This window comes from Streptomyces sp. NPDC059875 (assembly GCF_042731085.1).
Lineage (GTDB): Bacteria > Actinomycetota > Actinomycetes > Streptomycetales > Streptomycetaceae > Streptomyces.
This window is the reverse complement of the sequence record NZ_JBHWJZ010000022.1, coordinates 114,957-139,719: the sequence shown is the minus strand read 5'-3', so window position 1 is coordinate 139,719 and position 24,763 is coordinate 114,957. Positions and strand designations below refer to the sequence as shown.

The 24,763-nt window shown below is 71.8% G+C and carries 28 protein-coding genes; 13 read left to right on the top strand and 15 right to left on the bottom strand.

Going from position 1 to position 24,763, the window contains the following annotated elements:
• The first annotated feature begins 43 nt into the window (after positions 1 to 43).
• Complete coding sequence (locus ACFV9D_RS25635) at positions 44 to 301, top strand: type B 50S ribosomal protein L31 (protein WP_385150646.1); 258 nt, start codon at positions 44 to 46, stop codon at positions 299 to 301.
• Between the two features lie 86 nt (positions 302 to 387).
• Here the strand turns inward: ACFV9D_RS25635 and ACFV9D_RS25630 are convergent, their stop codons facing one another.
• Positions 388 to 885, bottom strand: a complete 498-nt coding sequence (locus tag ACFV9D_RS25630; RefSeq protein WP_385150642.1) for a peptidylprolyl isomerase — start codon at positions 883 to 885, stop codon at positions 388 to 390.
• Between the two features lie 58 nt (positions 886 to 943).
• Complete coding sequence (locus ACFV9D_RS25625) at positions 944 to 1,162, bottom strand: hypothetical protein (protein ID WP_385150639.1); 219 nt, start codon at positions 1,160 to 1,162, stop codon at positions 944 to 946.
• 165 nt (positions 1,163 to 1,327) lie between these two features.
• Between ACFV9D_RS25625 and ACFV9D_RS25620 the strand changes: the two genes are divergently transcribed.
• On the top strand, positions 1,328 to 1,849 hold the full coding sequence (locus ACFV9D_RS25620) for a hypothetical protein (RefSeq protein WP_385150636.1): 522 nt from the start codon (positions 1,328 to 1,330) through the stop codon (positions 1,847 to 1,849).
• 51 nt (positions 1,850 to 1,900) lie between these two features.
• Here ACFV9D_RS25620 and ACFV9D_RS25615 read toward each other — a convergent pair whose 3' ends face one another.
• The 3 genes from ACFV9D_RS25615 to ACFV9D_RS25605 all read right to left on the bottom strand — a co-directional run bounded on the left by ACFV9D_RS25615 (position 1,901) and on the right by ACFV9D_RS25605 (position 4,373).
• Positions 1,901 to 2,401 (bottom strand): NUDIX domain-containing protein, encoded by a 501-nt coding sequence (locus ACFV9D_RS25615; RefSeq protein ID WP_385150633.1) that lies wholly within the window; start codon positions 2,399 to 2,401, stop codon positions 1,901 to 1,903.
• A 98-nt stretch (positions 2,402 to 2,499) separates the two neighbouring features.
• Positions 2,500 to 3,180: a response regulator gene (locus ACFV9D_RS25610; RefSeq protein WP_385150630.1), complete on the bottom strand. Its 681-nt coding sequence runs from the start codon at positions 3,178 to 3,180 to the stop codon at positions 2,500 to 2,502.
• Positions 3,177 to 4,373, bottom strand: a complete 1,197-nt coding sequence (locus tag ACFV9D_RS25605) for a sensor histidine kinase (RefSeq protein WP_385150627.1) — start codon at positions 4,371 to 4,373, stop codon at positions 3,177 to 3,179. Before ACFV9D_RS25605 ends, ACFV9D_RS25610 begins: the two co-directional genes overlap by 4 nt.
• Positions 4,374 to 4,507: 134 nt before the next feature.
• On the opposite strand from ACFV9D_RS25605, the gene ACFV9D_RS25600 reads away from it, so the two are divergent.
• Positions 4,508 to 5,419, top strand: a complete 912-nt coding sequence (locus ACFV9D_RS25600; protein WP_385150624.1) for an ABC transporter ATP-binding protein — start codon at positions 4,508 to 4,510, stop codon at positions 5,417 to 5,419.
• Complete coding sequence (locus tag ACFV9D_RS25595; protein WP_385150622.1) at positions 5,416 to 6,267, top strand: ABC transporter permease; 852 nt, start codon at positions 5,416 to 5,418, stop codon at positions 6,265 to 6,267. The genes ACFV9D_RS25600 and ACFV9D_RS25595 overlap by 4 nt, the downstream gene beginning before the upstream one ends.
• Positions 6,268 to 6,276: 9 nt before the next feature.
• Here the strand turns inward: ACFV9D_RS25595 and ACFV9D_RS25590 are convergent, their stop codons facing one another.
• Together ACFV9D_RS25590 and ACFV9D_RS25585 are read right to left on the bottom strand one after the other, a co-directional pair.
• Positions 6,277 to 7,173, bottom strand: coding sequence for a YhjD/YihY/BrkB family envelope integrity protein (locus tag ACFV9D_RS25590; RefSeq protein WP_385150619.1), 897 nt, complete (start codon positions 7,171 to 7,173; stop codon positions 6,277 to 6,279).
• Between the two features lie 106 nt (positions 7,174 to 7,279).
• Positions 7,280 to 7,753 carry a winged helix-turn-helix transcriptional regulator gene (locus ACFV9D_RS25585; RefSeq protein ID WP_385150616.1) on the bottom strand — a complete coding sequence of 158 codons (474 nt, stop codon included), beginning with the start codon at positions 7,751 to 7,753 and terminating at the stop codon, positions 7,280 to 7,282.
• Positions 7,754 to 7,860: 107 nt separating this feature from the next.
• On the opposite strand from ACFV9D_RS25585, the gene ACFV9D_RS25580 reads away from it, so the two are divergent.
• Positions 7,861 to 8,349: a PaaI family thioesterase gene (locus ACFV9D_RS25580; RefSeq protein ID WP_385150613.1), complete on the top strand. Its 489-nt coding sequence runs from the start codon at positions 7,861 to 7,863 to the stop codon at positions 8,347 to 8,349.
• Positions 8,350 to 8,370: 21 nt separating this feature from the next.
• Here ACFV9D_RS25580 and ACFV9D_RS25575 read toward each other — a convergent pair whose 3' ends face one another.
• From ACFV9D_RS25575 to ACFV9D_RS25565, 3 genes are all read right to left on the bottom strand, one after another.
• Entirely contained in the window at positions 8,371 to 8,739 is a 369-nt protein-coding gene (locus tag ACFV9D_RS25575; RefSeq protein ID WP_385150610.1) for a luciferase family protein, read from the bottom strand.
• Positions 8,740 to 8,914: 175 nt separating this feature from the next.
• On the bottom strand, positions 8,915 to 9,523 hold the full coding sequence (locus tag ACFV9D_RS25570) for a hypothetical protein (RefSeq protein ID WP_385150607.1): 609 nt from the start codon (positions 9,521 to 9,523) through the stop codon (positions 8,915 to 8,917).
• 185 nt (positions 9,524 to 9,708) lie between these two features.
• Complete coding sequence (locus ACFV9D_RS25565) at positions 9,709 to 10,905, bottom strand: PP2C family protein-serine/threonine phosphatase (RefSeq protein ID WP_385150604.1); 1,197 nt, start codon at positions 10,903 to 10,905, stop codon at positions 9,709 to 9,711.
• A 278-nt stretch (positions 10,906 to 11,183) separates the two neighbouring features.
• Here ACFV9D_RS25565 and ACFV9D_RS25560 point away from each other — a divergent pair, with 278 nt between their 5' ends.
• From ACFV9D_RS25560 to ACFV9D_RS25550, 3 genes are read left to right on the top strand one after another with little or no spacing between them, the layout of a single operon-like run.
• Positions 11,184 to 12,053 (top strand): AAA family ATPase, encoded by an 870-nt coding sequence (locus tag ACFV9D_RS25560; protein ID WP_385150601.1) that lies wholly within the window; start codon positions 11,184 to 11,186, stop codon positions 12,051 to 12,053.
• Positions 12,050 to 13,423 carry a VWA domain-containing protein gene (locus tag ACFV9D_RS25555; protein ID WP_385150598.1) on the top strand — a complete coding sequence of 458 codons (1,374 nt, stop codon included), beginning with the start codon at positions 12,050 to 12,052 and terminating at the stop codon, positions 13,421 to 13,423. Before ACFV9D_RS25560 ends, ACFV9D_RS25555 begins: the two co-directional genes overlap by 4 nt.
• A 33-nt stretch (positions 13,424 to 13,456) precedes the next feature.
• On the top strand, positions 13,457 to 13,666 hold the full coding sequence (locus ACFV9D_RS25550) for a DNA-binding protein (RefSeq protein ID WP_385150595.1): 210 nt from the start codon (positions 13,457 to 13,459) through the stop codon (positions 13,664 to 13,666).
• A gap of 4 nt (positions 13,667 to 13,670) precedes the next feature.
• On the opposite strand, the gene dnaK is transcribed toward ACFV9D_RS25550, so the two are convergent.
• A complete protein-coding gene (gene dnaK / locus ACFV9D_RS25545) occupies positions 13,671 to 15,566 on the bottom strand; it encodes a molecular chaperone DnaK (RefSeq protein WP_385150592.1) in 1,896 nt (631 codons plus the stop codon).
• Positions 15,567 to 15,691: 125 nt separating this feature from the next.
• Between dnaK and ACFV9D_RS25540 the strand changes: the two genes are divergently transcribed.
• Positions 15,692 to 16,060, top strand: a complete 369-nt coding sequence (locus tag ACFV9D_RS25540) for a hypothetical protein (RefSeq protein ID WP_385150589.1) — start codon at positions 15,692 to 15,694, stop codon at positions 16,058 to 16,060.
• A 167-nt stretch (positions 16,061 to 16,227) separates the two neighbouring features.
• Positions 16,228 to 17,376, top strand: coding sequence for a hypothetical protein (locus ACFV9D_RS25535; RefSeq protein ID WP_385150586.1), 1,149 nt, complete (start codon positions 16,228 to 16,230; stop codon positions 17,374 to 17,376).
• Between the two features lie 57 nt (positions 17,377 to 17,433).
• Here the strand turns inward: ACFV9D_RS25535 and ACFV9D_RS25530 are convergent, their stop codons facing one another.
• A complete protein-coding gene (locus ACFV9D_RS25530) occupies positions 17,434 to 17,637 on the bottom strand; it encodes a cold-shock protein (RefSeq protein ID WP_385150583.1) in 204 nt (67 codons plus the stop codon).
• A 78-nt stretch (positions 17,638 to 17,715) separates the two neighbouring features.
• On the opposite strand from ACFV9D_RS25530, the gene ACFV9D_RS25525 reads away from it, so the two are divergent.
• Entirely contained in the window at positions 17,716 to 18,300 is a 585-nt protein-coding gene (locus ACFV9D_RS25525; protein WP_385150581.1) for a nucleosidase, read from the top strand.
• Positions 18,301 to 18,318: 18 nt separating this feature from the next.
• Here ACFV9D_RS25525 and ACFV9D_RS25520 read toward each other — a convergent pair whose 3' ends face one another.
• Positions 18,319 to 19,299: a helix-turn-helix domain-containing protein gene (locus ACFV9D_RS25520; protein ID WP_385150578.1), complete on the bottom strand. Its 981-nt coding sequence runs from the start codon at positions 19,297 to 19,299 to the stop codon at positions 18,319 to 18,321.
• A gap of 52 nt (positions 19,300 to 19,351) precedes the next feature.
• On the opposite strand from ACFV9D_RS25520, the gene ACFV9D_RS25515 reads away from it, so the two are divergent.
• Positions 19,352 to 19,777, top strand: a complete 426-nt coding sequence (locus tag ACFV9D_RS25515) for a cupin domain-containing protein (protein ID WP_385150575.1) — start codon at positions 19,352 to 19,354, stop codon at positions 19,775 to 19,777.
• Positions 19,778 to 19,843: 66 nt separating this feature from the next.
• On the opposite strand, the gene ACFV9D_RS25510 is transcribed toward ACFV9D_RS25515, so the two are convergent.
• Together ACFV9D_RS25510 and ACFV9D_RS25505 are read right to left on the bottom strand one after the other, a co-directional pair.
• Positions 19,844 to 21,643 (bottom strand): alpha/beta fold hydrolase, encoded by a 1,800-nt coding sequence (locus tag ACFV9D_RS25510; RefSeq protein ID WP_385150572.1) that lies wholly within the window; start codon positions 21,641 to 21,643, stop codon positions 19,844 to 19,846.
• A gap of 33 nt (positions 21,644 to 21,676) precedes the next feature.
• Positions 21,677 to 23,500, bottom strand: coding sequence for a CocE/NonD family hydrolase C-terminal non-catalytic domain-containing protein (locus ACFV9D_RS25505; RefSeq protein WP_385150569.1), 1,824 nt, complete (start codon positions 23,498 to 23,500; stop codon positions 21,677 to 21,679).
• 412 nt (positions 23,501 to 23,912) lie between these two features.
• Here ACFV9D_RS25505 and ACFV9D_RS25500 point away from each other — a divergent pair, with 412 nt between their 5' ends.
• Complete coding sequence (locus ACFV9D_RS25500; RefSeq protein WP_385150566.1) at positions 23,913 to 24,722, top strand: hypothetical protein; 810 nt, start codon at positions 23,913 to 23,915, stop codon at positions 24,720 to 24,722.
• Positions 24,723 to 24,763 lie beyond the last annotated feature (41 nt).

Sequence of the window (24,763 nt, the reverse complement as noted above, 5' to 3'; positions counted from 1 at the left end):
CCGGCGAGGCTTGGCCCATCAGCAGGCAGCCCGAGGAGGAACAGTGCAGCAGGACAAGCAGCCGGAGTACGGCCCGGTGGTCTTCCGCGACCGCTCCGCCGGGTTCGCCTTCCTGACCCGGTCCACGGCGACCAGCGAGCAGACCATCGAGTGGGACGACGGGAACACGTATCCGGTGGTCGACGTCGAGATCTCGTCGGAGAGCCACCCGTTCTACACGGGCAAGGCGCGCACGGTGGACTCCGAGGGTCGCATCGCGAAGTTCGAGCGCCGCTACGGCGAGGCCGGCGAGGAGTCCTGAACGGCCGACCGCCCCCGCGGCGTGATGCGCGGGGGCGGGCGGCCGCCCCCCCCACAGGGGGGCGGGTGTACGTGGACCGGTGCTGCTCAGGCCTCGACGACGCCGGACGCGGCGACGGCGATCTTGGCGCTGGTCGCGCCGGAGCGGGAGCCGAGGCCCTCGATCTTCTTGACCAGGTCCTGGCCCTCGACGACCTCGCCGAAGACGACGTGCTTGCCGTCCAGCCAGTCGGTCACGATGGTGGTGATGAAGAACTGGGAGCCGTTGGTGTTGCGGCCCGCGTTCGCCATCGACAGCAGGTACGGCCGGTCGTGCTTCAGCGTGAAGTTCTCGTCCGCGAACTTCTCGCCGTAGATGCTCTTGCCACCGGTGCCGTTGCCGTTGGTGAAGTCGCCACCCTGGAGCATGAACTGCGGGATGACGCGGTGGAACGGGGAGCCGGCGTAGCCGAAGCCGTGCTCGCCGGTGGCGAGCTCACGGAAGTTCTTCGCCGTCTTGGGGACGACATCGTCAAACAGCTTGAAGACGATGCGACCCGCGGGCTCGTCGTTGATCGTGATGTCGAAGTAAACGTTGTTGCTCATGAGGACATCCTGTCATTCCCGCTCACGCAGCGCGCACACGGGCTGCCCCATCGGAGCGTCACACCAGTCCGCCGGTGTCCGGGGCCTGGGGGAGGCTGTCGGTCACCAGCGGGGCGGTCTGGTCCACGAGGGGGGCGACCGGGTTGTCGTTCTGCAGGAGACCGGTGGTGCCGGTCGCGCCGTGGTCGGCCGCGGACGCGTTCGGCGGCGGGGTGACGAGGGCCGTGACGACACCGGCGGCGAGGGAGGCGATGGCGAGCATGCTGCGCTTCTTCATGCCCTGGTCAACTGTCGAGGAGCCCGGGGGTTACGGCCTGCGCCCCAGATGACACCGAGTACATATCGCTCGATTCCCCTCAAAACACCGGGAACCGTATCGTTGTGGTGGATGTCTTTCCCAGTGACACCACTGTCCCCGTAGCAGCAGGAATTGGGGGACGTCATGCTTCACCGTCAGAGCCTCGCGGCCGTGGCCGCCGGCATACTTCTGGCCGCCGGGATCGGTGCCACCATCCCCGCAGGCGCCTCCACCGATCGGTCCCGGGCGACGACGCCGCCCTCGACCGCCCTGGTGGTCGACGTCCGCTGGGGCGGGCACGCCTCATTCGACCGGCTGGTCGTCGACGTCCGGGGTGCGATGCCCCCGGTCACCGTGACACCGGTCGGCGCACTGGACTACGACGGCTCGGGCCAGCGGGTTCCGCTCGCCGGAAAGTACTTCCTGGAGATCAGGTTCTCCCCCGCCGCCGCACACGACGAGTCCGGCCGGTCCGTCTACCAGGGCCCTCAGCTTCTGAAGATCCATCTGCCCACGCTCAAGGGCGTCGCCCTGACCGGCGACTTCGAGGGTGTGGTGACCATCGGGGCGGCCTTCGACACCAAACCCAGCTACAAGTCGTTCACGCTCCACTCCCCCGAGCGCTTCGTGCTCGACATCAACCATCCGGTCGGCTGCCGGGCCTGACCCAGCAAGCCGGGCGGGGGCCGTCCCCGGTGGCGGCCCCTGCCGTCCCGCTCAGAGGTCGGCGGCCGTCTCCACGTACACGGTCGTGCCGGAACGGCGGGCGCGGTCGATCTCGGCGAGCCGGGCGAAGTTCATCGGCGCCATCTCCCGCTGCCACTCGGCCAGCGTGCGAAGCCGGAACTCGCTGTGCTCCTCCGGGTCGAGCACGATGCCGGCGAGCTGCTCGTCCGTCAGGACGCCGCCGTCGAAGATGAATCCGATGTGGTTGGCCGGCCACTCCTCACCGCGGTCGGACACGAAGTGGGTGCCGAGGAGCCGCGGCTCGCCCGCGAAGACGATCCCGGTCTCCTCGCGGCACTCGCGTACGGCCGTCTCCCACGGGGTCTCGCCCGGGTCCATGTTGCCGCCCGGCCACTGCCACAGTTCGGTGCGGTACGTGGCGCGCAACTGGAACGGCCGCCCGTCGACGTCGGTGAAGTACAGGCAGGCGTACGCCGTCGCCCTCGGCAGCGTCGCGATGTACTCGGCGGGCGGCAGCCAGGTGTTCGCCATGGGTCAGCTCTCCTTCGACGGGCGGGTTGATCACCTCCATCCAACCGGTCGCCGTGGCCCCGTCCGGCGCTGCCACGGTGCGTCACCGGATCGTGTGATCACGGAGTCACCAGGCCCGTCTCGTACGCGATGATCACCAGCTGGACCCGGTCGCGGGCGTCGAGTTTGGCGAGCAGCCGGGTCACATAGGTCTTGGCGGTGGCGACGCTGATGACGAGTTCTTCGGCGATCTCGGTGTTGGACAGTCCGCTGCCGATGAGGGTCAGCACTTCGCGTTCCCGCTCGGTGATGGCGCCGAGTTCCCCCCGCCGGGGCGGGCCGGAGGCGGGGCGGCCCGCCAGGTCCTCGATGAGCCGGCGGGTGACGCTCGGCGCGATCAGGGCGTCTCCCGCGGCCACGACACGGATCGCGGCGAGGATGTCGTCCAGGCCCATGTCCTTGACCAGGAAGCCGCTGGCACCGGCGCGCAGCGCCCCGTAGACGTAATCGTCGTCGTCGAACGTGGTGAGGACGAGGACGCGGGTGGACGTCTGGTCCGCCATGATCCTGCGGGTGGCCTCGATGCCGTCCATCCCTGGCATACGGAGGTCCATCACGATCACGTCGGGCCGGAGGGTCTCGGCCAGCTCGACCGCTTCGGCGCCGCTGCCGGCCTCGCCGACGACGTCGAGGTCGGGGGTCTCGGCGATCACCATCCGCAGCGCGGTGCGGACGAGGGGCTGGTCGTCGGTGAGGACGACACGGACGGCCGGGTCGGTGTGATCGGCGGGGCCGGTCATCGGACTCCTGTCGGTACGGGGAGGCGGGCGGTGACCCGGAAGCCGCCTTCCGGGCGTGGTGCGGCGGAGAACTCGCCGTGGAGCAGGGCGACGCGCTCGCGCATGCCGACGAGACCGTAGCCGGGGGTGGCGCCCGGGTCGTCACCGCGCCCGTCATCGACGACCTCGATGACCAACTCGTCCTCCTGGGAGTCGACGGTCACCCGGCAGGAGTCGGCGGCCGCGTGGCGGACCACGTTGGTGACGGACTCCTGGATGATGCGGAACGCCGAGAGGTCGATGTCCGGCGGCAGCGGGCGGCGTTCACCGGTCCACCGCACGTCCACCCGGACGCCGGCGGCCGTCGTCGTGGCGGCGAGCGCCTCGACGTCCGCGAGACCGGCGGCGGGCTTCAGCCCGGAGCCGTCCGGCTGTGCGTGCTCGCGCAGGGCGCCGAGCATGCGGCGCAGTCCGGAGAGCGTCTCCCGGCCGGCGTTCTCGACGGCGATCATCGCCTCGCGTGCCCCGGCCGGCTGGGTGTCGACGACGCGCGCCGCGGCACCGGCCTGGAGGGCGATGACGCCGATGGAGTGGGCGACCATGTCGTGCATCTCGCGGGCGATCCGCAGCCGTTCGTCGGTGACCGCCTGGGCGGCGGCCTGTGCGGCCGCGTCGTGGCGGGCCGCGCGGGCCTGGTACGCCGAGCGCCCGAGGAGCCAGGCGACGAAGGCCGTGAGGGCCACCGCGATCTCCGCCGAGGTGCCGACGTGCCAGCCCTTCGCCAGGCGGAAGCCGAGGAAGGCGGCGAGCACGCCGAGCGCGAGGACGAGCGCGATCAGGCCGGTGCGCCGGGACCGGCCGGCGGCGATGACGTACAACGCCACCTCGACGGCGAGGAACTGGGCGAGGGGGATCTCGCCGACGCTCAGCGGGACCGTCGCGATCACCGAGGAGAGGAGCAGCAGGCCGAACGCGACCAGCGGCCGACCGCGCAGCAGACGGGCACCGGCGAGCACCAGGGCGGTGGCCACCGCCAGAAACAGCACGCCGTCCCAGCGGGTGTACAGGACCCCGACCCGTACGGCGGGTTCGTTCTCCCCGGGCAGTTCCATCCGGATGAGGAAGGTGAAGATCGCGCCCGCGCACCAGGCAACGACCGTCCAGGCGGCGGGTGGTACGCGTTTGACCAGAGGCAGGGGCGCGGTGACGGGCATGATCACGATCCTAGGCTCGGTACGTGCTCGGGGCATCGGACCTTGGGTGTACACCCCAGGTCGACACGTGCCGGCCCCGACTGTCGGCTCCGGTCCGACGACGTACGGGGGCCGCTCCCGGCACCGTGGTCAACGTGATCGAAGTCAACGAACTCACCAAGCGCTACGGCGCCACGACCGCCGTCGACGGGCTCACGTTCACGGTCCAGCCCGGTCGCGTCACCGGCTTCCTCGGTCCCAACGGCGCGGGCAAGAGCACCACGCTGCGGATGATCCTCGGGCTGCACGCGCCGACGAGCGGCTCCGTCACCGTCGACGGGCGGCCGTTCCGCGACCTGCCGCGTGGACTGCGGCACGTCGGTGCGCTGCTCGACGCCGGCGACGTGCACGGCGGGCGGACCGCGCGGGCCCATCTGACGCTGCTCGCGCGCAGCAACCGCATCCCGCTCTCCCGGGTCGACGAGGTCCTGGAGGAGGTCGGCCTCACCGGTGCGGGCAAGCGTCGGATCGGCGGGTTCTCCCTCGGGATGCGCCAGCGGATCGGGATCGCGGGGGCGCTGCTCGGCGATCCGACGGTGCTCCTCTTCGACGAGCCGCTCAACGGGCTCGACCCGGAGGGCGTGAAGTGGGTGCGCGGGCTGTTCCGGCAGCTGGCCGCCGAGGGCCGCACGGTCTTCGTCTCCAGCCATCTGATGTCCGAGATGGAGAACACGGCCGATGACCTGGTGGTCGTCGGCCGGGGTGAACTGATCGCCGCGGAGAGCCTGGCCGCGTTCTCGGCCCGGGGCACCCGGCTGAGCGTGACCGTGGCGACGCCGGACGCCGCGGCTCTGAGGGAGGTGCTGGTCGCCGAGGGCGCGTCGGTCGAGACGCGGGGTGGCGAACTGCTGACCGTGTCCGGGCTGTCGGCCGCCCGGATCGGCGATCTGGCTCTCCGGCACCGCTTCCCGCTCCACGAGCTGACCACCCGTACCTCCTCGTTGGAGGAGGCGTTCATGGAACTCACCGCCGACAGCGTCGAATACCTCGCAGGAGAATCCCGATGACCTCGCTCGCCACCGCCCGCACGTCCGCCGAGCTCGCGGTCAGGGAGCCGCGGGCCCGCTTCCGGGATCTGCTCGCCGCCGAGTGGCTCAAGCTGTGGTCACTGCGCTCGACCCCGTGGTCCCTCCTCGGCGCCGAGCTGGTCGTCCTCGCCTTCAACGTGGGCTACGCATGGGACCACTACCGCTACTGGCCGACGTTCGACGCCGAGCACCAGGCACAGTTCATCGAGCAGAAGATGGCACTGTGGGATGCCTTCACCTCGAACGCCGGCATGATCCTCATGCTCTGCTTCAGCGCCATCGGCGCCCTCACGGTCGTCGGCGAGTACAGCACCGGGATGATCCGTACGACGTTCGCCGCCGTCCCGGCCCGCAGGTCGGTGATGGCGGCCAAGGTGTTCGTCGTCGTGGGGGTCACGACCGCCTGCGGCGCGGTGATCTCCGGTGCCTCCTTCTGGCTGACCCAGGCCATCCTGTCGGCGCGGGGCGCCGGCTTCTCGATCTCCGAGCCCGGCGCGCTGCGTCTCGTCGTGGCGTCCGCGCTGCTCGCGCCGTTGTCGGCGCTGGTGGGGATGGCGATCGGCACGCTGCTGCGGCACAGCGCGTCGACGATCGTGGCGAGCGTGGTGGTCCTGCTGGTGCTCCCCATGGTCGTCAGCGACGACCGGCACTGGTCGGCCGTCCTCGCCCACACGCTGCCGTTCAAGGCGTGGATGCGCCTGGTGCAGTCCGGCCAGTACGAGGTCGTGTACCCGTGGTCGCTCGGCGGGGCGTGGTTCGTCTACGGGGCGTGGGCGCTGGTCGCCGCCGTCATCACAGTGACGGCCGTGCACCGACGGGACCAGTGACCCCCTGCCTCACGGAAGTTCACCGTCCGACAGCTCGGCCGACGGTTCGGCGGGCAACCGGTCGATCCGGCGCAGGACCAGGTGTTCGTGGATCAGACGCCCCACGAGGGCGGCGCCGTAGACGACGAAGCCGACGCCGACGAGCCAGGACTGCAGTACGAGGACCGTGCCGAACTGGCCGTACGTCACCGCGTTGGAGGCGATCAGCGGGGAGAAGACGAACTGGGAGAAGACCCGCAGCCCGAACAGTCCCAGGGCCGTGCAGACGGCGCCGGGGGCGAGCGCGCGCCAGCGGATGCGTCCGCACAGCAGGAAGCGCTGCGACCACCAGAAGAACAGGAACGCGCCGACGATGTCGCCGGCGGCGATGAGGAGAGTGACGGCCGTGGAGGACTCCCGTTCCTCGGGCGCCCCGACGAAGACCAGGAGGGCGGCGACGAGGACGGCGAGCCAGACGACGTGGCGCCACATGGTGTGCCAGCGGGCGGTGGGCAGGTCCCAGACTCGTTCGTAGCCGGTCTGCACGGCGGATCCGAAGGTCACCCCGAACGCGGCGAGGGCGGCGAGGCCGAAGGCGGTGGTGCGCTGCAGCGCCTCCCCCGGCTTGCCGAACAGCCGCTCGACCTCCTCCTGCGACACCTCGGAGACACCGAGGCCCTGGATGAGCCAGCGGGCGAAGCCCTGGCCGCTGGCGAGGTCGGCGGCGGCGACGACGATGAGCAGGGGGACGAGGGTCAGCAGGCTGAGCGCCGCGAAGCCCATCGCGCGGTGCATGAGCTCCACCTCGCGCCCGCGGTTCCAGGCGAGCCCGATGACCGAGGTCAGGAGAGATCGATGGAGCCGGTGGAACCAGTGGCCGTGCTCGGCGGGGGCACCGTCGTGGGGCGCACCGGAAGTGGGGGGCATGCCACGGGGAGTACCCGCCGGGCGCCGGGACACCTCCGTCATGCCGCCGAACGGGGGTATGCGCAGCGGATGTACGACAGGGGTACGCGACGGCTGGCGGGCGGGTTCAGCGCGCGAGGGGACGGGCGCCCGGGCCCGGCCGGACGGTCACGTCGCGCGGGTCGAGGGTGGCGTGCTCGTCGCCCTCGCACTCGACGACGACGCGGACGGGCGCCCCGCAGGCGGTGTGCCGGATATCGAGGGAAGGCCCTTCCGGGTCAGCGGCGTGGGCATCCCCCCACTGCTTCAGGGCGAGCAGGACGGGCCACAGATCGCGGCCCTTGGGCGTGAGCCGGTACTCGGAGCGGGTGCGGGTCCCTGGCTCGCGGTAGGGCTCGGCGCGCAGGATGCCCGCGGCCGTCAGCTTGCGCAGCCGGTCGGCGAGGACCGCCTCGGACAGTCCGATGTGGCGGCGGAACTCCTCGTACCGGCGTACGCCGTTGAAGGCGTCCCTGACGATGAGCAGGGACCACTTCTCGCCGACGACGTCGAGCGTACGGCGGACCGAGCAGTTCGCGGTGTCCGTCTCCAGCCACTTCATCGCCACACTCTAGCGAGCTGGCTTCGTCGTTGACAGTCAGGTGACGACAGGTCTAGCTTCGATCTTCGAAGTCAGGTGGAGCGGTCGGACGAGGGAGCGGAGCGGGCATGAAGCGGTCACGCACGGTCGAGTGGGAGGACGCCGCGGCCACCGCGAGCGCGGCGGGGACGATGGCGGGCCTGGACTTCCTGCGGGAGATCGCGGCCGGCCGGCTCCCGGGCGCTCCCCTCGGGGCCCTGTTGGGCTTCGCCCTCGAGGAGGTGGAGCACGGCCGCGCGGTGTTCGGCTTCGAGCCGGCCGAGGAGCACTACAACCCGATCGGCAGTGTGCACGGGGGCGTGTACGCGACGCTCCTGGACTCGGCCGCGGGGTGCGCGGTGCACTCGACGCTCCCCCAGGGCATGGCGTACACCTCGCTGGACCTGTCGACCCGCTTCCTGCGCCCGATCACCATGGAGACGGGGAAGATCCGCGCGATCGGCACGGTGATGAGCCAGGGCCGCCGCACGGCGCTCGCGGAGGCCGGTCTCTACGACGCCTCCGACCGGCTCCTCGGGCATGCGACGAGTACGTGCATGCTGTTCCCGGTGGGGTGACGCCGGGCGGCGCCGCTGCGCTCAGCTCCGTCCGGTGGTGAGGCAGGTGCGGGTGCAGCCGTCCGGTGCGGTGTCCGGGCCTCGGGTGGAGGCCTGGAGCGCGGCGCTCACCAGGGTCGCCAGCAGGTCGATGTCGGAGCCCATGTCCAGACGGACCGTCACCCAGCCCGATCCGGCGCGCAGTCGTACGGCGCTCGAGCCCAGCAGGGCGGGGCGCAGCTTCGCGATCATGGCCCGGGTGAGGTGGACGTCGGCCTCGTGCTCGCCGTGGAAGTGGACGATGTCGTGGGTCGCGGTGCGCAGGCCGAGTTCAGCGCCGCACTGGGCGCGGCCGGGGGCCAGCGAGGGCCAGCTCATCAGACGTTCACCGGCGTGCCTGGCTGTGTTCATAGCCAGGAGCGTGCCGCGAGGGAGGGCCCGGCACAAGCGTCCGGCGGAAAGAATCGCGCCGAGGCGTGAAACCGGCCTGTCCCTGGTGACACAGGGCGCGCACGGTCTCACAAAGAGCCTCTTTCCGGCGGACGTTCGCGCGCATCGGGGTGCGGCGGAGGCGGCGCCCCCGCGTTCAGGAAGGCGGGTTCACGCCGGCGAAGACCACCTCGAACTCCTCGATGCTCCTCGTGGTCACGCGCGTCTTCGCGGTGGCCTCGCCCCTGATCGCCGCGACGCCGCCGCGGGCGGCCGCCAGCGCGTCGCGGTCGCTCCAGACTGCCCCCACGCTCGCCTGACCCTTGGCGCGGTCGATGAGCAGAGATCCGCCCTCGAAGCCGCGCATGGCATCGAGTCGGGGCAGTGCCGTGTCCCGGAAGAAATCCACCAGGAGGCCCGCGTCGGCGGGGTCGAACTCCATCCGTACCAGCCGGAACCACGCTCCGGGTCCGAGGGATCGCGGGGGACGGGCGACCGCCGCCTCCCAGTTGTCGACGGTCACGGTCTGGGCGAACGGAGCGAGCAGCGCGGCACGCCGCTCGCGCAGCTGCTCGTCACTGTCCTGCCGGGACTTCTCGTCCTCCCACCAGGTTCCCGTGAGCAGCTTGCCGAGCTCCCGGTCGACGAACAGCCCGAAACCCCGGAATCCCGGTTGTTCCGACACCATGGCGCGGCCTTCGCCGGCGATCGCGTCGACCACGCTGTCGAGCTTGGCCGGATCTCCTGTCACATACAGCGTGCGCACGTACACAGCGGTCCCTTCGTCCTGCCCGGCGTGGCACCCGCGAGGGCTCGCCGGCCATGGGCGAGCCCGGGTGGGCCCGCCTCCCGGAATCCATGCGACGGCCTGGACCGGCGGGAGGCAAGGGGGCCGGGTCGTCCGGGTGACCCGCGTGCACCGGTCGGCCGTGCGGCGGTCCACGAGGCGGTCTACGAGGCGGGGCGTTCGCGGATGCGGGCGGCGAGGACGGCGACGTCGTCCTCGGCGTGGTGGGCGTCGAGCCGTTGGAGGACCTCCTCCACGAGCTCCTCGGGGCTGGAGCCGGGGCGCACCCGGAGCGAGGACAGCCGGGCGAGCGAGTCGTCGATGTCCTCGCCGCGCCGCTCCACCAGTCCGTCGGTGAAGAGCACGAGGGTGTCGGCGGGGGCGAGGGTGCGGGTCACGGGTTCGTATCCGCCGACGCCCGTGCCCAGCGGCGGACCGACCGGGAGCTCGACGAGGTCGGCGGAGCCGTCGGCGGCGAAGATCACGGGCGGGAGATGCCCGGCGCTGGCGAAGGTGGCCGCGCCGCGTGCCGGGTCGACCTGGACCAGCAGACACGTCGCGGGCCGCAGCGCGCCGTCGTCGGCGACGACGGAGTCGAGCTGGCGCAGGACCCGGTGGGGCGGCAGGTCCGTGGAGGCCACGTCGCGCAGCGCCGAGCGGTACGCGTTCATGTCGACGGCGGCGTCGAGGCCGTGGCCCATCACGTCGCCGACGACGAGGAGGCTGCGGCCGAAGTGGAGCCGTACGGTCTCGAACCAGTCGCCACCCACCAGCGTTCTGGCCCCGACCGGAAGATAGCGGCCCGCCACCTCCAGGTTGGGGTGCGGCCGGCCCGGCTCCGCGACGAGCGCCTGCTGGAGGTGGAAGGCGGTCCGCTCGGTGGCGGCGAGGCGGCGGGCATGGCCCAGATGCGTGGCGGCGAGCCGTGCCGCGTCGTGGACGGTGGCCGTCTCGTGCGCGGTGAGGCGGGCGGTTCGCGCGCTGACGGCACTCACTGTCGCGATGGTCCGGCCCTGCCACTCCAGGGGCGCCGAGACGACCTGTACGTCGATCCCCCCGGGGGCCACGTGCGCGTGGACGTGGGGCGCGCCGCCCTCGTGCCGCGGCTCCACCTGGTCGACCAGCTTCGGGTCCCCGGCCACGGCGGTACGCACCCAGCCGGGCTCGTCCTCGGGCCGGACGTCCACGGCCGCCGCCTCGTACCCGTGCCGGCACAGGAAGGCGGCCAGGTCCTCACAGACGCCCTGCTCGTCGGGGCGCGAGCCGATCTCTCCGATCGCGTCCGTCGCGGCCCTCAGCCGGGCCAGGACCGCAGCATGTTCCTCGACCAGGGAGGCCTGTTCCCCCGCTCGCTCCGACAAGGCACCTCCACCGCCGCTACGGCCCCGAGCAGCGCACACATCCCATTGGACCAGCGGGGCGACGTGCCCGCGCGCCGCACCGGCCGGACCAGGAGTCCATCACATTCCGTGACCCCTTAGCCAAGTCTTTCCGGAATCACGCGACGTTCTTCACCGTCCGGGCCCGTGACATTGGCCGCAATCACGGTCCGACGGTTGTGGAGCGGTGCGGAAGCTGATCGAGTGACCCGGTGGCTACTGGCCAGTACGGATTCCGTCCGCTCCGGGGAGAACGACCGATGACGACCGGGTACTTCAGCTCCGTGGACGATGTCGCCGAGCGGCTCGCCGCCACCGGCTATCTGGCCTCGCCCGCCGTCGCCACCACCGTCTTCCTCGCCGACCGCCTCGGCAAGCCCCTCCTCGTCGAGGGCCCGGCCGGTGTCGGCAAGACGGAGCTGGCCAAGGCCGTCGCCCAGGTCGCGGACGCCCGTCTCGTCCGGCTCCAGTGCTACGAAGGCGTCGACGAGTCCCGCGCCCTCTACGAGTGGAACCACGCCAAACAGCTGCTGCGCATCACGGCAGGCCGCGACGAGTCCTGGGACGAGACGCGCACGGACATCTTCAGCGAGGAGTTCCTGCTCCCCCGTCCGCTGCTCACCGCCATCCGCTCCGCCGACCCGACGGTGCTCCTCATCGACGAGACCGACAAGGCCGACGTCGAGGTCGAGGGGCTGCTCCTCGAGGTGCTCAGCGACTTCCAGATCACCGTCCCCGAACTCGGGACGATCACCGCCACCCGCCGCCCCTTCGTCGTCCTCACCTCCAACGCGGGCCGCGAGCTGTCCGAGGCGCTGCGCCGCCGCTGCCTCTTCCTCCACATCGGCTTCCCCGAGGAGGAGCTGGAACGGCGGATCCTCACGACGAAGGTCCCCGGGCTCGACCGGGCGCTCGCCGCCTCCGTGGTGCGGGTGGTCGGCGCGCTGCGCGCGATGGACCTGCGGAAGGTCCCGTCGGTTTCCGAGACGATCGACTGGGCCCGCACCCTGCTCGCGCTCGGCGCCGACACGCTCGACGAGACCGTGGTGCGCGCCAGCCTGGGCGTGATCCTCAAGCATCAGGACGACATCCAGAAGGCGGCTGCCAAGCTCGACCTGGACGCGGTGTGAGCACGCCGCCGGCCGGCGTGCCGGACCGGCTGACCGGTCTGGTGCACGCGCTGCGCGACCACGGCCTGTCCATCGGTACGGGCGAGAGTGTGGACGCGGGACATGCGCTGGAGGTGGTGGGGTTCACCGACCGGGAGCGGATGCGGGAGGCACTCGCCGCCACCCTGCTCCACAAGGAGACGCACCGCGCCGTCTTCGACCGGGTCTTCGACCTGTACTTTCCGCTGACAGCCGGGCGGGCGGAGGGTCCCGCCGCCGAGGAGTTCGACACGGCCGCGCTGCGGGAGCGGCTGGCCGCAGCCCTGGCCGCCGACGACCGTCCGGCCCTGACGCGGCTCGCGGGCGAGGCGGTGGGCGGCCTCGGCGGCTACGGCTCCACACCGGGCTCGGACGGCTGGTCCTCGTACCAGACCCTCGCCCGACTCCGTCCCGAGACGCTGCTCGCCCGCGTGCGCGCCATGCGCAGGGAAGCCGCCGCGGGCGGCCCCGACTTCACCGACCGGCTGACGGACGACGAGATCCGGCGGCGCATCGAGGCCTTCCGGGAGCGGGTACGGACCGAGGCCAGGCGGCGGGTCGCCGAGCGCCAGGGCCGGGACCGGGTCGCGCGACGTGCCGTGGCCGGCACGGCGGACAGCATCGACTTCCTGCTCGCGGGCCGGGCACAGCTGGACGAACTGCGCACGACGGTACGGCCGCTGGCGCGGAAGCTCGCCACCCGCCTCGCGGCCCGGCGGCGGCGCGCCGCACGCGGGCAGATCGATCTGCGGCGGACGCTGCGCGGCTCGTTGTCGACCGGAGGCGTACCGATGCGGCCGGTGTTGCGGCGCCGCCGTCCCGGGCGCCCGGAGCTCGTCCTGCTCTGCGATGTGTCGGGATCCGTCGCCGGGTTCGCGAACTTCACGATGCTGCTGGTCCAGGCCCTGCACGACCAGTTCAGCAGGGTGCGGGTGTTCGCCTTCGTCAACCGGGTCGACGAGGTGACCGATCTGATCGCGGGGGGCGCGGCGGATCCGGCGGGTCTCGGCGCGCGCATCCTCGACGAGGCCGAGCTGACCGGCTGGCACGGGCAGAGCGACTACGGCACCGCCCTCGGCGAATTCGCCGAACGGTACGCCGCCGCCGTCGGCCCGCGTACCGCCGTCTTCGTCCTCGGCGACGCCCGGACCAACATGAGCGACCCGAATCTGCCGGCGCTGAAGCAGATCGCGGACCGGGCCCGCCGGATCCACTGGCTCAACCCCGAGCAGCCCTCGCTCTGGTCGACGGGCGACTCGGTTGCGCTCACCTACGCCGAGCTGGTCGAGATGCACCCGTGCCGCAACGCGCGGCAACTGGGCGAACTGATCGGCCGGTTGCTGCCGGTCTGACGTCCGTCGCTCCGCGCGTGGGACCATCGCGCCATGACGAAGCCGAACGAGTCACCGGGCACGGACCTTCCGCGCGGCATCGGCGCGCCGGCCACCAGGGCCCTCACCGCCGCCGGTTACACCACGCTCGAACAGCTCGCCGGGGTGCCCCGGGCCGAACTCCTTGCCCTGCACGGCCTGGGGCCCAAGGCGCTGCGCCTGCTCGACGAGGCCATGGCCGAGCGGGGCCTGTCCTTCGGCTGACGGCTCAGGAGCCGCCGCCCTTGCGCTCGTCCTCGTCGTCGACGATCTCGGCGTCCACCACCTCGTCCTCGCCACCGCCGCCGGCCTCGGCCTTGCCCTCGCTCCTCGGGGTGTCGCCACCGGCGGCCTGCGCGCCCTGGGCGCCGGCGTAGATGGCCTGGCCGAGCTTCTGGGAGACGGCCGCGAGCTTCTCGGTCGCGGTACGAATGTCCCCGGTGTCCTCGCCGTCGCCCTGCTTGCTCTTCAGCTTCTCCTTCAGCTCGGCGACGGCGGTCTCGACCTCGGTCTTCACATCGCCCGGAACCTTGTCCTCGTTGTCCTTGAGGAACTTCTCCGTCTGGTAGACCAGCTGCTCGCCCTGGTTGCGGGTCTCGGCGGCCTCGCGACGACGGTGGTCCTCGTCCGCGTACTGCTCGGCCTCCTGGCGCATCCGGTCGACCTCGTCCTTCGGCAGCGAGGAGCCACCGGTGACGGTCATCTTCTGCTCCTTGCCCGTGCCCAGGTCCTTGGCCGTGACGTGCATGATGCCGTTGGCGTCGATGTCGAACGCGACCTCGATCTGCGGGACGCCACGCGGGGCCGGCGGCAGACCGGTCAGCTCGAACATGCCGAGCTTCTTGTTGTACGCCGCGATCTCGCGCTCACCCTGGTAGACCTGGATCTGCACCGACGGCTGGTTGTCCTCCGCCGTCGTGAAGATCTCCGAACGCTTCGTCGGGATCGTCGTGTTGCGCTCGATGAGCTTGGTCATGATGCCGCCCTTGGTCTCGATACCAAGCGACAGCGGCGTCACGTCCAGGAGCAGGACGTCCTTGACCTCACCCTTGAGGACACCGGCCTGCAGGGCGGCGCCGATGGCGACGACCTCGTCCGGGTTCACACCCTTGTGCGGGTCCTTCCCCGTCAACTCCCGCACCAGCTCGGTCACGGCGGGCATCCGCGTCGAACCGCCCACCAGGATCACATGGTCGACGTCGGACACCTCGATCCTGGCGTCCTGCACCGCCTGGTGGAACGGCGTCTTGCAGCGCTCCAGGAGGTCGGCGGTCAGCTGCTCGAACTGAGCGCGCGTCAGCCGCTCGTCCAGATGCAGCGGACCCTCGGCGGACGCGCTCACGTACGGCAGGTTGATCGACGTCTCCGTCGCCGACGACAGCTCGATCTTCGCCTTCTCCGCGGCCTCGCGGAGACGCTGCACAGCCATCTTGTCCTTGGCCAGGTCCACCCCGTACCCGTTCTTGAACTGCTTCACCAGATGGTCGACGACCCGCTGGTCCCAGTCGTCACCGCCCAGGTGCGTGTCGCCGTTGGTGGCCTTCACCTCGACCAGACCTTCGCCGATCTCCAGGAGGGACACGTCGAAGGTGCCGCCACCGAGGTCGAAGACCAGGATGGTGTGGTCGTTCTCCTTGTCCAGGCCGTAGGCCAGCGCCGCGGACGTCGGCTCGTTGATGATCCGCAGGACCTTGAGGCCCGCGATCTCACCGGCCTCCTTCGTCGCCGTGCGCTGGCTGTCGTTGAAATAGGCGGGCACGGTGACGACGGCGTCCGTGACGTCCTCGCCCAGATACGCCTCCGCGTCCCGCTTCAGCTTCTGCAACACCCGCGCCGAGATCTCCTGCGCGGTGTAGCGCCGGCCGTCGATCTCGCCGCTCTCGGGGAAGCGCCACTGCGCGTCGCCGACGTGCCGTTTCACCGAGCGGGCGGTGCGCTCGACGTTCGTGACCGCCTGGCGCTTGGCGACCTCGCCGACCAGCACCTCGCCCTTCTTCGCGAAGGCGACCACGGACGGCGTGGTCCGGGCGCCCTCGGTGTTCGTGACGACGGTGGGCTCGCCGCCCTCCAGGACCGCCACCACCGAGTTCGTCGTTCCGAGGTCGATACCGACTGCGCGTGACATGGCCCTCTCCTCAGCCCGGCCCCGTCTGGCAGCTACCCACGAGCGGCCCGATCATGGAAGGAGATGTGTCGTGACGGCGATGTGTCGTCATGGGCCTGTGTCGTCATGGGCGGCGGTGAGGCGTGATGGCTCGGGTGGCGGTGGAAGGCGCCGAGATCGTCGTCCGGCTGTCCCTGCGCGAGACGCTGGCCGCACGGCGCAGACAGGTCCGGGTGCCGCTGTCCGCGCTGCGCGAGGTGCGCGTCGAGCCGGACTGGTGGCGCGCCCTTCGCGGACTGCGCGGTCGAGGGCTCTGGATCCCCGACCGGCTGTGCGTGGGGATCCGTGTCCTGCCCGACGGGAGGGACTTCGTGGCGATCACACCGGGTGAGCCCGTGCTCTGTGTCGAGCTGCGCCGCGACGCCCCGTTCGGCCGGCTGGCCGTCTGCGACCCCGATCCGGACCGGGCCGTACGGGAGCTCCGGCCGTACGTCCCCACGGACCGGCTGGGTTGAGGACGCGCCGCCCGGTTTGTTTGCCCGGGGGACTCGGGGGCACGCGCGAGGTGCGGGGTGACGGTGGGAGAGATCGCGCCTTCACCACGCTCCGTATCCGGACGGACACGTCGGGCCGGGTCGCGTTCGCCCCGCGCCCGTCGGTGGCCACGCGTCTGGGGGACATCATGGAACTCGCTTTCCTCAAGCCTCTCTTCGCCCGGCCCGGACCCTGGGCTTCGGTCTACATCGAGACCACACGCGCCACGGAGGACGCGGCGAAGATTCAGCAGCTCCGCGAGCGCTCCATCGCGGGGCAGCTCATCGACGCGGGCGCCGACGGCTACACCACCAGGGCGGTGATGGAGCGGCTGGCGCACGAGCCGGTGGCCGGGACACCACCCGGCCGGGCGCTGTTCGCCGCGGGCGCCGAGGTCGTCCTCGACCTCCCGCTCGCCCTTGCCCCACCCGCCGGCGAGGCGACCTGGTCCCTGCTGCCCCGTGTGGCGCCGCTGGCCGCCCTGCGGGGCGACGCGCCCGTCTGCCTGGTGGCGTACATCGACCGCATGGGCGCCGAGCTGGAGCTGCGCGAGGGCCGGCGCCGTATGGCCGTGGGCGAGGCGCGCGGGACGGAGTGGCAGGGCCGCGGGCACCGTGGCGTCCCCGCCGACCGGTACGAATGGCACTACCGCAACAGGGTCGAGAACGGCTGGAACGAGACCGCCGACCTCATCGCGGCCGAGCTGCTCCGGCAGTGGCCGCGGAGCGGCGCCGAGCTGCTGGTCCTGGCCGGTGACGCGCGAGAGCGCCGGGCCGTGCACCAGCGGCTGCCGGAGCGGGTGCAGGACGTCACCGTCGAGGCGGAGAGCGGCGGCCGCTCCCCCGGCACCGCCACGGAGGGACTCGACCGCGAGATCGAGGAGGCGCGCGAGGAGTACGCGCAGGAGCGTCTCCACCGGGCGCTCGAACGCTTCCACCGGGGCCGGGGCAAGCCGGGCCAGCACCGCGAGTCCTCCGTGGACACGGGCCCCGGGGAGGCGGCCGAGGGGATTCCGGCGGTCGTCGACGCAGCGCGCAACCACCAGGTGGCCACGTTGCTGCTCACCCCGGAGGCCTCCGACACGGGCCGCCAGGTCTGGGTCGGCCCGGGCGTCGACGAGGTGGCCGTTCAGCGCGGTGAGGCGCGTGCGATGGGCGTACCCCGGCCCGAGCAGGCGCGTGCGGACGACGCGCTGCTGCGGGCGGCCGCGGCGGCCGACTGCGAGGTGCTCGTGGTCCCCGAAGGGATGCGCGGCCCGGCGGGCGGGCTGGGGGCGGTACTCCGCTGGAGTATGTGACCCGAGCGGCCGCTGGACTCTGTGACCCGAGCGGTCGGGCCGGGGCACGCCGGTGATTCAGCCTGCGGTGACGTTCTCGGCCTGGGGTCCCTTCGGGCCCTGGACGACGTCGAATTCGACCTTCTGTCCCTCCGTGAGTTCGCGGTAGCCGGTGCTGGCGATCGCCGAGTAGTGGACGAAGACGTCGGGGCCGCCACCGTCCTGGGCGATGAAGCCGAAGCCCTTCTCCGCGTTGAACCACTTCACTGTTCCGGTTGCCATGGTGATCTCCTTGGCGAATGCGGACACTTCCATGGTCTCTCGGCGCGGCCTGGAAGTCCCGGCGGGTAGCGTGGCCACATGGAACTCATCGGAGAGATCACGGCCGACCGGCCCCTGCTCGTACTGGCCGTGAAGGAGGAGGCGCAGTTCCTCGACACGGATCTGCCGATCCTGCTCACCGGTATGGGCAAGGTGAACGCGGCGACCTCGCTGGCGAGCGTGCTGGGCCGGGGCCCGCGCCCGTCCGGCGTCGTCAATCTGGGGACCGCCGGGGCGCTGCGTCCGGGGTGGACGGGGACGCACGTCGTGGGCACGGTGATCCAGCACGATCTCGACGGCGAGCTGCTCGCGACGCTGACGGGTGAGACCTACGGGGAGCCGCTGGTCCTCCCGGACGGCGGCGAGGTCACCCTGGCGACCGGTGACGCCTTCATCTCCGACGAGGCCGCCCGGGTCCGGCTCGCCGCGCGGGCGGCGCTGGTCGACATGGAGGGCTATGCCTTGGCGACCGCCGCCGGTCTGGCCGGGGTGCCGATCCGGATCGTGAAGCACGTGAGCGACGAGGCGGGCGACGGCGCGGCCCGGACCTGGCGGGAGTCGGTCGCGGACTGTGCCCGGGCGCTCGCGGACTGGGCCGCGGTCCACACTCCGTACCGCTCCTAGGATCCCGGCGCCGGAGGGTCAGCCGACGGCCGGGCCGAAGCGGCGGCGGTACGCGGACGGTGAGAGCCCCGTCTCGCGGTTCATCAGGGCCCGCAGATTGGCTGCGGTGCCCAGGCCGCTGGTGCGGGCGACGACGTCGAAGCGGGACTCGCCGCGCTCGATCAGGCGGCAGGCCAGGGCCACCCGCTCGCCGGTGAGCCAGGCCAGCGGGGTCGTCCCGAGCTGGGCCCGGAAGCGGCGGTGCAGCGTCGCCGGGCTGACGGCCGCCCGGGCGGCGAGGCCGGCGACGGTCAGCGGCGAGCCGAGGTGTTCCTGGGCCCAGGCGAGCAGCGGGGCGAGGGACTCGCCGGGCAGGTCCGGGACCGGACGCTCCACGAACTGGCGCTGGCCGCCGTCCCGGTGGGCCGCGAAGACGAGCCGGCGGCTGACCGCGTTCGCGACCTCCGCGCCGTGATCACGGCGGACCACATGGAGCCCGAGGTCGAGGGCGGCCGCGCTGCCTGCGGCGGTGAGGATGTCGCCGTCGTCGACGAACAGGACCTCCGCTTCGAGGTGTACGGAGGGGAATCGGGCGCGGAAGGAGTCCGCCCACTGCCAGTGGGCGGTGGCCCGGCGCCCTTCGAGGACTCCGGCCTCGGCGAGGGTGAAGGCGCCGCTGCAGAAGCCGACGAGACGTGCGCCGCGCGCGTGGGCGCGCCGGATCGCGTCGAGCACGGCGGGGCGGCGGGGTACCTCGACGTCGGGTCGGTTGGGGACGATGAGGGTCTCGGCGGTGTCGGCCGCCTCGAGCCCGGCGACGCCGGTGAGGGTGAAGAAGCCGTCCCGCATCAGGGTGCGGGGCTCGGGTGAGCAGAGTCGGAAGTCGTAGAGGTCACGGCCGATCTCGGGGCGGCGCAGTCCGAAGATCTCGGTGGCACAGCCCAGCTCGAAGGGGTTGGAGTTGGCGTCGACGATGACGACGACGCGGTGCGGCGACACGTGCGAGGATCCTTGCGGCATATGCTGTTTCTAGCACTCACGCCGGGCGGCGGGCAGGGCCCAGGATGGCCGCATGAGCCCGAAGACTTCTGTGAACGGCGCTGCGAGCAGCGCTCCCATCGCTCTCGCCACGGCGCTTGCCTCGTTCGAGGACCTGTGGAGTCCGCGGATCGTGACGCGGGTGAACGACTACGACGTACGCGTCGCGAAGGTCGCGGGCGAGCACATCTGGCACGCACACGACGACACCGACGAGTTCTTCCTCGTGATCGACGGCGAGCTGCACATCTCGCTGCGTGAGGAGGGGACGGAACGCACGGTGTCGCTCCCGCGGGGCTCGGCCTTCACCGTCCCCCGGGGCGTCGAACACCGCCCGTACGCCCCGTCCGGCGCGTCGATCCTGCTCTTCGAACCGACGGGCACCCTCACGGTCGGCGACCGCCACGACGAGATCCCGCCCCACGTCGACGCGACGACGGGCCACGCCCTCGTCGAGTGACACCGGAGCCGGTCAGGGCGCCCCGGTGCGGGACGGGGCTCGTCGCCCCGTCCCGCACCGGCCGCGCTACGACAGGGGCAGATCCAGGTACGTCGGATCCGCGGCCGTCGAGTGGACGGTGATCTCGGTGCGGTCGATGCTCGCGTCCGCGTAGAGCTGGTCGCGGCTGGTGAGGACGAGCATCAGGCGGTGACCGGGCGGGATGTCGTAGGCCGCCGCCTGGAGGTCGAGGTCGGTGGTGACGGGCTCGTTCGGGGTGATGTCGAGGAAGGTCTTCGGCTCGTGCGTGATGATGCGCGCCGTGCCGAGGACCGGGTTGACGTCGAAGAGGTAGGCGACGAGCGTGGCCGAGGGGGTGGACGGGGTGAAGGTGAGGTGCAGTCGCGGTGTGCCGCGCATGCTCTTCACCGAGGTTAGGATCGGTGTCTTCCAGACCGCGGCGCGCTGCCGGTCGAACCAGCGGGTCCCGTACGTCACGGGGGCGCCGTAGACCTCGGCCGCGCCGGTCGTCACGGGGTTCTCGGCCGCGGTGAAGCCGGCGTCGGCGCCGGCCGTGAACGGCCGCTCCCAGGTCGGCGCGACGCCCTGGGACAGCTCCCCGTCCTCCGGCTGGAGGAAGTCCGGCTTCGAGGCCGGCTTGAGGTGGAGGCGTTCGGTGGAGCCGGTGACGTCGGCCCACGCCTTGCGCTCCTCCACCTTTGCCGGCTCGACGATGATCCGGGTGATCGGCGGCAGGTTCGGCACGGTGATCGGCGCCGGCAGCGGGACGGTCGTGTAGGTGAACATCACCTCGTTGGCGACCTCCGGCAGGGTGTCGACGCCGTTGTCCTCCCCGAGGAGATGGTGGGCGAGCCAGCGGTAGCCCTCGTCGACGACGCGGTTGGGCAGCCCCGCGAGGCCGGGCAGTTCGGCGCCGCTGTGGTCGCCGATGGACAGCAGCAGCCGCTTGGGGCCCGTCAGCCGCTGGAACATGTCCAGGGTCTGGTTGACCGGGCAGAGCGTCTCGTGCCAGTGCCCTCCGATGAGGACCGGGACCCGGCGGGCGTTGATCGCGCCGACATGGGTGACGGGCGAGCGTACGGACGCCCAGGCCGTGACCGCGTCCATGTTGCGGTGCACGAAGAAGTCGTCGAGGAGCCCTTGCGTCGCGGCGTCGATGTGGCCGATCGCCTCGCCCTGCTGGTTCCTGGTGGCGCCCAGGAGCGCCTGGAAGGCGCGGATGCGGCGGGTGTCGTTCCCGTACATGCACGAGGCGAGGTCGGACCAGCCGCTGAGCGCGACCACCGCGTCGACGCGCGCGTCGTGCGCGGCGGCCATGCAGCTGATTCCGGCGCCGTACGAGTCGCCGAAGAAGCCGACCTTGGTCGGCTCGGCGCCCGTGCGCTGGGTGGCCCAGTCGATCGCGGCGGACGCGTCGGCCCAGTCGTCCTCGCCGCACACGCCGATGAAGCCGCCGGACCTGAAGAAGCCACGCGGCTGGTAGGCCAGGACGTGGTAGCCCTGGAGGGACAGTTTGAAGGCGAGGATCGCGAACGCCTGCCAGGGCGCGCCCCAGGCGGAGGGGATGACGACCAGGGGCCGCGGCCGCTCGTCGCGATGGCGCCAGAAGCCGCCGTCCAAGGCGACGCCGTCCTCCCGCCGGATGGTGGCCCGCTCCCAGACGGCGATCCGGCCGAAGCCGGCGACGTCGGCGGCCAGCGACTCCGGAAGCCCCGCCGTGCCGGCGGCACCGGTCGCCCCGGGCCGCAGGGCCGCGAGGAGCGGCTCCCAGGCCTCCTGCGGCGCACCGATGCGCGACAGCGCCACGGTGGGGGTGACGGTCGGGTCGACGAGGTCGCCGGCCTGCTGCTCGTACTCGTCCTGCATGTGTCCTCCTTCGCTGTGTGCGGGTACGGGGCGTCAGCCGAGCGGCAGGTCGAGGAAGGACGGGTCCCCCTCGGGTGAGCCGATGACGGTCTGCGTCCAGGCGACGGAGGCGTCTCCGTACAGCGGGTCCTTGCTGTCGACGACGAGCATCAGCCGGTGTCCGGCCGGGATGTCGTACGCGGCGGCCTGGAGCGGCCACTCCACCGTGGTCTCCTGATCGGGCGTCAGTCCGTGGAGGTTGAACGGCTCGTGCGTGATGATCCGGGCCGTCTCGTCCGGTGCGACGTCGAAGAGGTGGGCGAACAGGCTCGCGGAGCGCGCCGTGCTGCGGGCGGTCAGGCGCAGCCGTGGGATGCCGCGGACCCGTCGGCCTTCGGTGAGCGGTTCGGTCGTCCAGACCGCGGCGTGCGCGCGGTCGATCTTCCGGGTGTCGTAGATCTTGGGGTTGCCGGCCCATTCGGCCTTGCCGGTGTCCATGATCGCGTCCATGGCGGTTGCCTCGGTGTCCACGCCGGCGATGAACCCGCGCGCCCAGCCGGTCTGTTCGCCGTCGACGAGCCGGCCGTCGGAGCCTTGTCCGCCGTCGCCCGTCAGACCGAAGCGCTCGGTGTGCGTGGTGACCTGCCCCCAGTCGGGGCGGCTTTCGCGGGTCGCGGGTTCGACGATCCGGTTCGTCCCGGTCGGCTCACCGGTCACGGGGTCCAGGACCGGCTCCGTGATGTACGTGAACATGACCTGGTTGCTGACCTGGTCCCAGGTCTCGACGCCGTTCGGCTCGCCCTTGAGGTGGCGGTCGAGCCAGTCGTAGGCCTCCGTCAGCGGAGTGTTGTCGGCGACGGGGAGGATGAGACCGAGGCCCTCGGGTGCCGCGTGGTCGCCGATCCACATGTTCAGGCGCTTGGGCACCTCCAGCAGGTTGAACGTCGTGAGGACCTCGTTGACCGGGAAGAGCCCCTCGTGCCAGGTGTTGGAGACGAAGGTCGGCGTGCCGTGCTCGTTGGTCTGGCCGACGTAGCGCTCGGGGGCGCGCAGATTGCCCCAGTCGACCACGGACTGCATGTTCCGGTCGGCCTGGAAGTCGGCGAGGATCCGCCGGTTGTCCTCGTCGAACTTCTGCTCCACCGGACCGCCGGTGAGGGCGAGGAGCGCCTCCACCGCCTTGATGTGCCGGGTGCCGTGGTCGTACAGGCTGGTGGCGAGGTTGCCCCAGGTGCTGAGCGCCACGACGGCGTCGACCCGCTCGTCGTGGGCGGCGACGAGCTGGCTGATGCCCGAGCCGTAGGACTCTCCCAGGAAGCCGATGGTGCTCGGCGCGAGGTGGTCGACGGCGTGGTCGATGACGGTGGAGCCGTCGGCCCAGTCGTTCGGGCCGCCGACGTCGATGAAGCCCTCTGAGGTGGAGGGGAGGAGGGGGTGACCGAGGCCGCGGGGCGTGTAGGCGAGGACGTGGTAGCCCTTCCTGGCGAGGGTGAGGTACGCCCACATGAAGAGGGGCCAGCCGAACGGGTGCCAGCCGGCGGGCACCACGACCAGGGGGTGCGGGCCGGGACCCCGCTGCCGGAGCGTGAAGGCGGAGAGCTTGTGGCCGTCCGATGTCTCGATCCGGGGGTAGGCGGGTTCCGCGAGGCCGAGCACCTGGCGGACGGTGTCGCTCAGGTCGCCGGGCAGCTGGCCGTCGCCGCCGCGGGTCCGGAGCGCGGTGGTGAGGGTCTGGCCGAGCCGGACGGCGACGGGATGGACCGTCCCGTCGGCGGCCCACACTCCCTCGGCGGATAGCCGGGCGATCTCCGCCGCGGTGACACCGGGGCTGTCTGAGCCGAAGTCGTCGAACGAGCTGAAGGAATTCTCCTGGGGCACGTGCACCCGTTCCTCTCGTCTGAACTGCTGATCGTCCGCTCTGCGGACGGCGGGCCAAGCCAAACGCATTGCGGACAGAGGCACCAGAGAGCGCATGAACAGCGCACGAGGCACCGAACCCGGGCACGAGCGACACCGATCGCCCGGATCTCCACGTTTGGGACGGGTGCGACCCGTGCGCACACGCGCGTTCCCGGGCTCTCCCCCGTGCGGTCGGCCGGTAGCGAGCCCATCCTGGAAGGGTGGGGCCCGCCCGGGAGCCGCCCTGCGGTACGGGTGGAGCTTCTGTGCGCCCCCGATGCGGACGTGAGCGCCGGGCCGCGTTGCGAGCAGGATGCCCACCTGATGCGTGGTGCCTGGGGCGCAAGTCGCGTGCGGGACGGGTGCCGCCGGTGAGAGGGAGGCGGGACGGATGAGCGGGTCCGGGTCGGGTACGAACGGCAAGGCTCGGTTCGACGACATTTACGACCAGCCCGACCCACGGGCGTACTTCCGGCGCCTCGCGCCGCTGGAGTACGAGATTCCGCAGCAGGCCCAGGCCGCATTCCGGCGCGCGGCGGCCGAGCGGGGCGGCGGGACGGTGCTCGACCTGTGCTGTTCGTACGGGATCAACGCGGCGCTCCTGAACCACGACGTGACCCTGGCCGAGCTGTACGCGCGCTACACGGATCCGGCGGTCCACGGGCTGACCGCCCCCGAACTCGCCGTGCGGGACAAGGAGTTCTACGCCGCCCGGCGCCGCTCCGACGCCGCGCCGGTCATCGGGCTCGACGTCGCCGGGCACGCGCTGCGGTACGCCCGTGAGGTCGGTCTCCTCGACGACGCCTTCGCGGAGAATCTCGAGGAGGGCGCGCCGCCGAGCCCTCGCCTGCGGGCCGCGATGGCGGATGTCGGGCTGATCACGCTGACCGGCGGCGGCAGCTATCTCACGCGCCGCACGTTCGCCGCGCTGCTCGAATGGGCCGGGCGACCGGTGCGGGTGAGCGCGTTCGTGCTGCGTACGGTCTCGTACACACCGATCGCCGAGTGTCTGGCGGCCTACGGCCTGCGGACGGTCGCCGATCCGACTCGGACGTATCCGCAGCGGCTGTTCACCGACGCCGGCGAGCAGCGCTTCGCCGTCGAGGCGGTGCGGGCACTGGGGTTGGATCCGGCGGGGCGCGAGTCGGAGGGCCGGTTCCACACGGTGCTGTACGAGTCGGTGCCGGCGGAGGGGCGCTAGGCCACGGTCCGCGGACTGCCCTGAGGGCTGGGGGTGTCCTG

What these genes read in the sequence shown, in the direction of transcription:
- ACFV9D_RS25520 (WP_385150578.1), bottom strand. Translation starts at nt 19,299, where the DNA reads ATGCCGCAAGGATCCTCGCACGTGTCGCCGCACCGCGTCGTCGTCATC.
- ACFV9D_RS25560 (WP_385150601.1), top strand. Translation starts at nt 11,184, where the DNA reads ATGACGACCGGGTACTTCAGCTCCGTGGACGATGTCGCCGAGCGGCTC.
- ACFV9D_RS25500 (WP_385150566.1), top strand. Translation starts at nt 23,913, where the DNA reads ATGAGCGGGTCCGGGTCGGGTACGAACGGCAAGGCTCGGTTCGACGAC.
- ACFV9D_RS25610 (WP_385150630.1), bottom strand. Translation starts at nt 3,180, where the DNA reads ATGACCGGCCCCGCCGATCACACCGACCCGGCCGTCCGTGTCGTCCTC.
- dnaK (WP_385150592.1), bottom strand. Translation starts at nt 15,566, where the DNA reads ATGTCACGCGCAGTCGGTATCGACCTCGGAACGACGAACTCGGTGGTG.
- ACFV9D_RS25525 (WP_385150581.1), top strand. Translation starts at nt 17,716, where the DNA reads ATGGAACTCATCGGAGAGATCACGGCCGACCGGCCCCTGCTCGTACTG.
- ACFV9D_RS25625 (WP_385150639.1), bottom strand. Translation starts at nt 1,162, where the DNA reads ATGAAGAAGCGCAGCATGCTCGCCATCGCCTCCCTCGCCGCCGGTGTC.
- ACFV9D_RS25615 (WP_385150633.1), bottom strand. Translation starts at nt 2,401, where the DNA reads ATGGCGAACACCTGGCTGCCGCCCGCCGAGTACATCGCGACGCTGCCG.
- ACFV9D_RS25515 (WP_385150575.1), top strand. Translation starts at nt 19,352, where the DNA reads ATGAGCCCGAAGACTTCTGTGAACGGCGCTGCGAGCAGCGCTCCCATC.
- ACFV9D_RS25510 (WP_385150572.1), bottom strand. Translation starts at nt 21,643, where the DNA reads ATGCAGGACGAGTACGAGCAGCAGGCCGGCGACCTCGTCGACCCGACC.
- ACFV9D_RS25620 (WP_385150636.1), top strand. Translation starts at nt 1,328, where the DNA reads ATGCTTCACCGTCAGAGCCTCGCGGCCGTGGCCGCCGGCATACTTCTG.
- ACFV9D_RS25535 (WP_385150586.1), top strand. Translation starts at nt 16,228, where the DNA reads ATGGAACTCGCTTTCCTCAAGCCTCTCTTCGCCCGGCCCGGACCCTGG.
- ACFV9D_RS25595 (WP_385150622.1), top strand. Translation starts at nt 5,416, where the DNA reads ATGACCTCGCTCGCCACCGCCCGCACGTCCGCCGAGCTCGCGGTCAGG.
- ACFV9D_RS25585 (WP_385150616.1), bottom strand. Translation starts at nt 7,753, where the DNA reads ATGAAGTGGCTGGAGACGGACACCGCGAACTGCTCGGTCCGCCGTACG.
- ACFV9D_RS25530 (WP_385150583.1), bottom strand. Translation starts at nt 17,637, where the DNA reads ATGGCAACCGGAACAGTGAAGTGGTTCAACGCGGAGAAGGGCTTCGGC.
- ACFV9D_RS25580 (WP_385150613.1), top strand. Translation starts at nt 7,861, where the DNA reads ATGAAGCGGTCACGCACGGTCGAGTGGGAGGACGCCGCGGCCACCGCG.
- ACFV9D_RS25550 (WP_385150595.1), top strand. Translation starts at nt 13,457, where the DNA reads ATGACGAAGCCGAACGAGTCACCGGGCACGGACCTTCCGCGCGGCATC.
- ACFV9D_RS25540 (WP_385150589.1), top strand. Translation starts at nt 15,692, where the DNA reads ATGGCTCGGGTGGCGGTGGAAGGCGCCGAGATCGTCGTCCGGCTGTCC.
- ACFV9D_RS25575 (WP_385150610.1), bottom strand. Translation starts at nt 8,739, where the DNA reads ATGAACACAGCCAGGCACGCCGGTGAACGTCTGATGAGCTGGCCCTCG.
- ACFV9D_RS25590 (WP_385150619.1), bottom strand. Translation starts at nt 7,173, where the DNA reads ATGCCCCCCACTTCCGGTGCGCCCCACGACGGTGCCCCCGCCGAGCAC.
- ACFV9D_RS25605 (WP_385150627.1), bottom strand. Translation starts at nt 4,373, where the DNA reads ATGCCCGTCACCGCGCCCCTGCCTCTGGTCAAACGCGTACCACCCGCC.
- ACFV9D_RS25630 (WP_385150642.1), bottom strand. Translation starts at nt 885, where the DNA reads ATGAGCAACAACGTTTACTTCGACATCACGATCAACGACGAGCCCGCG.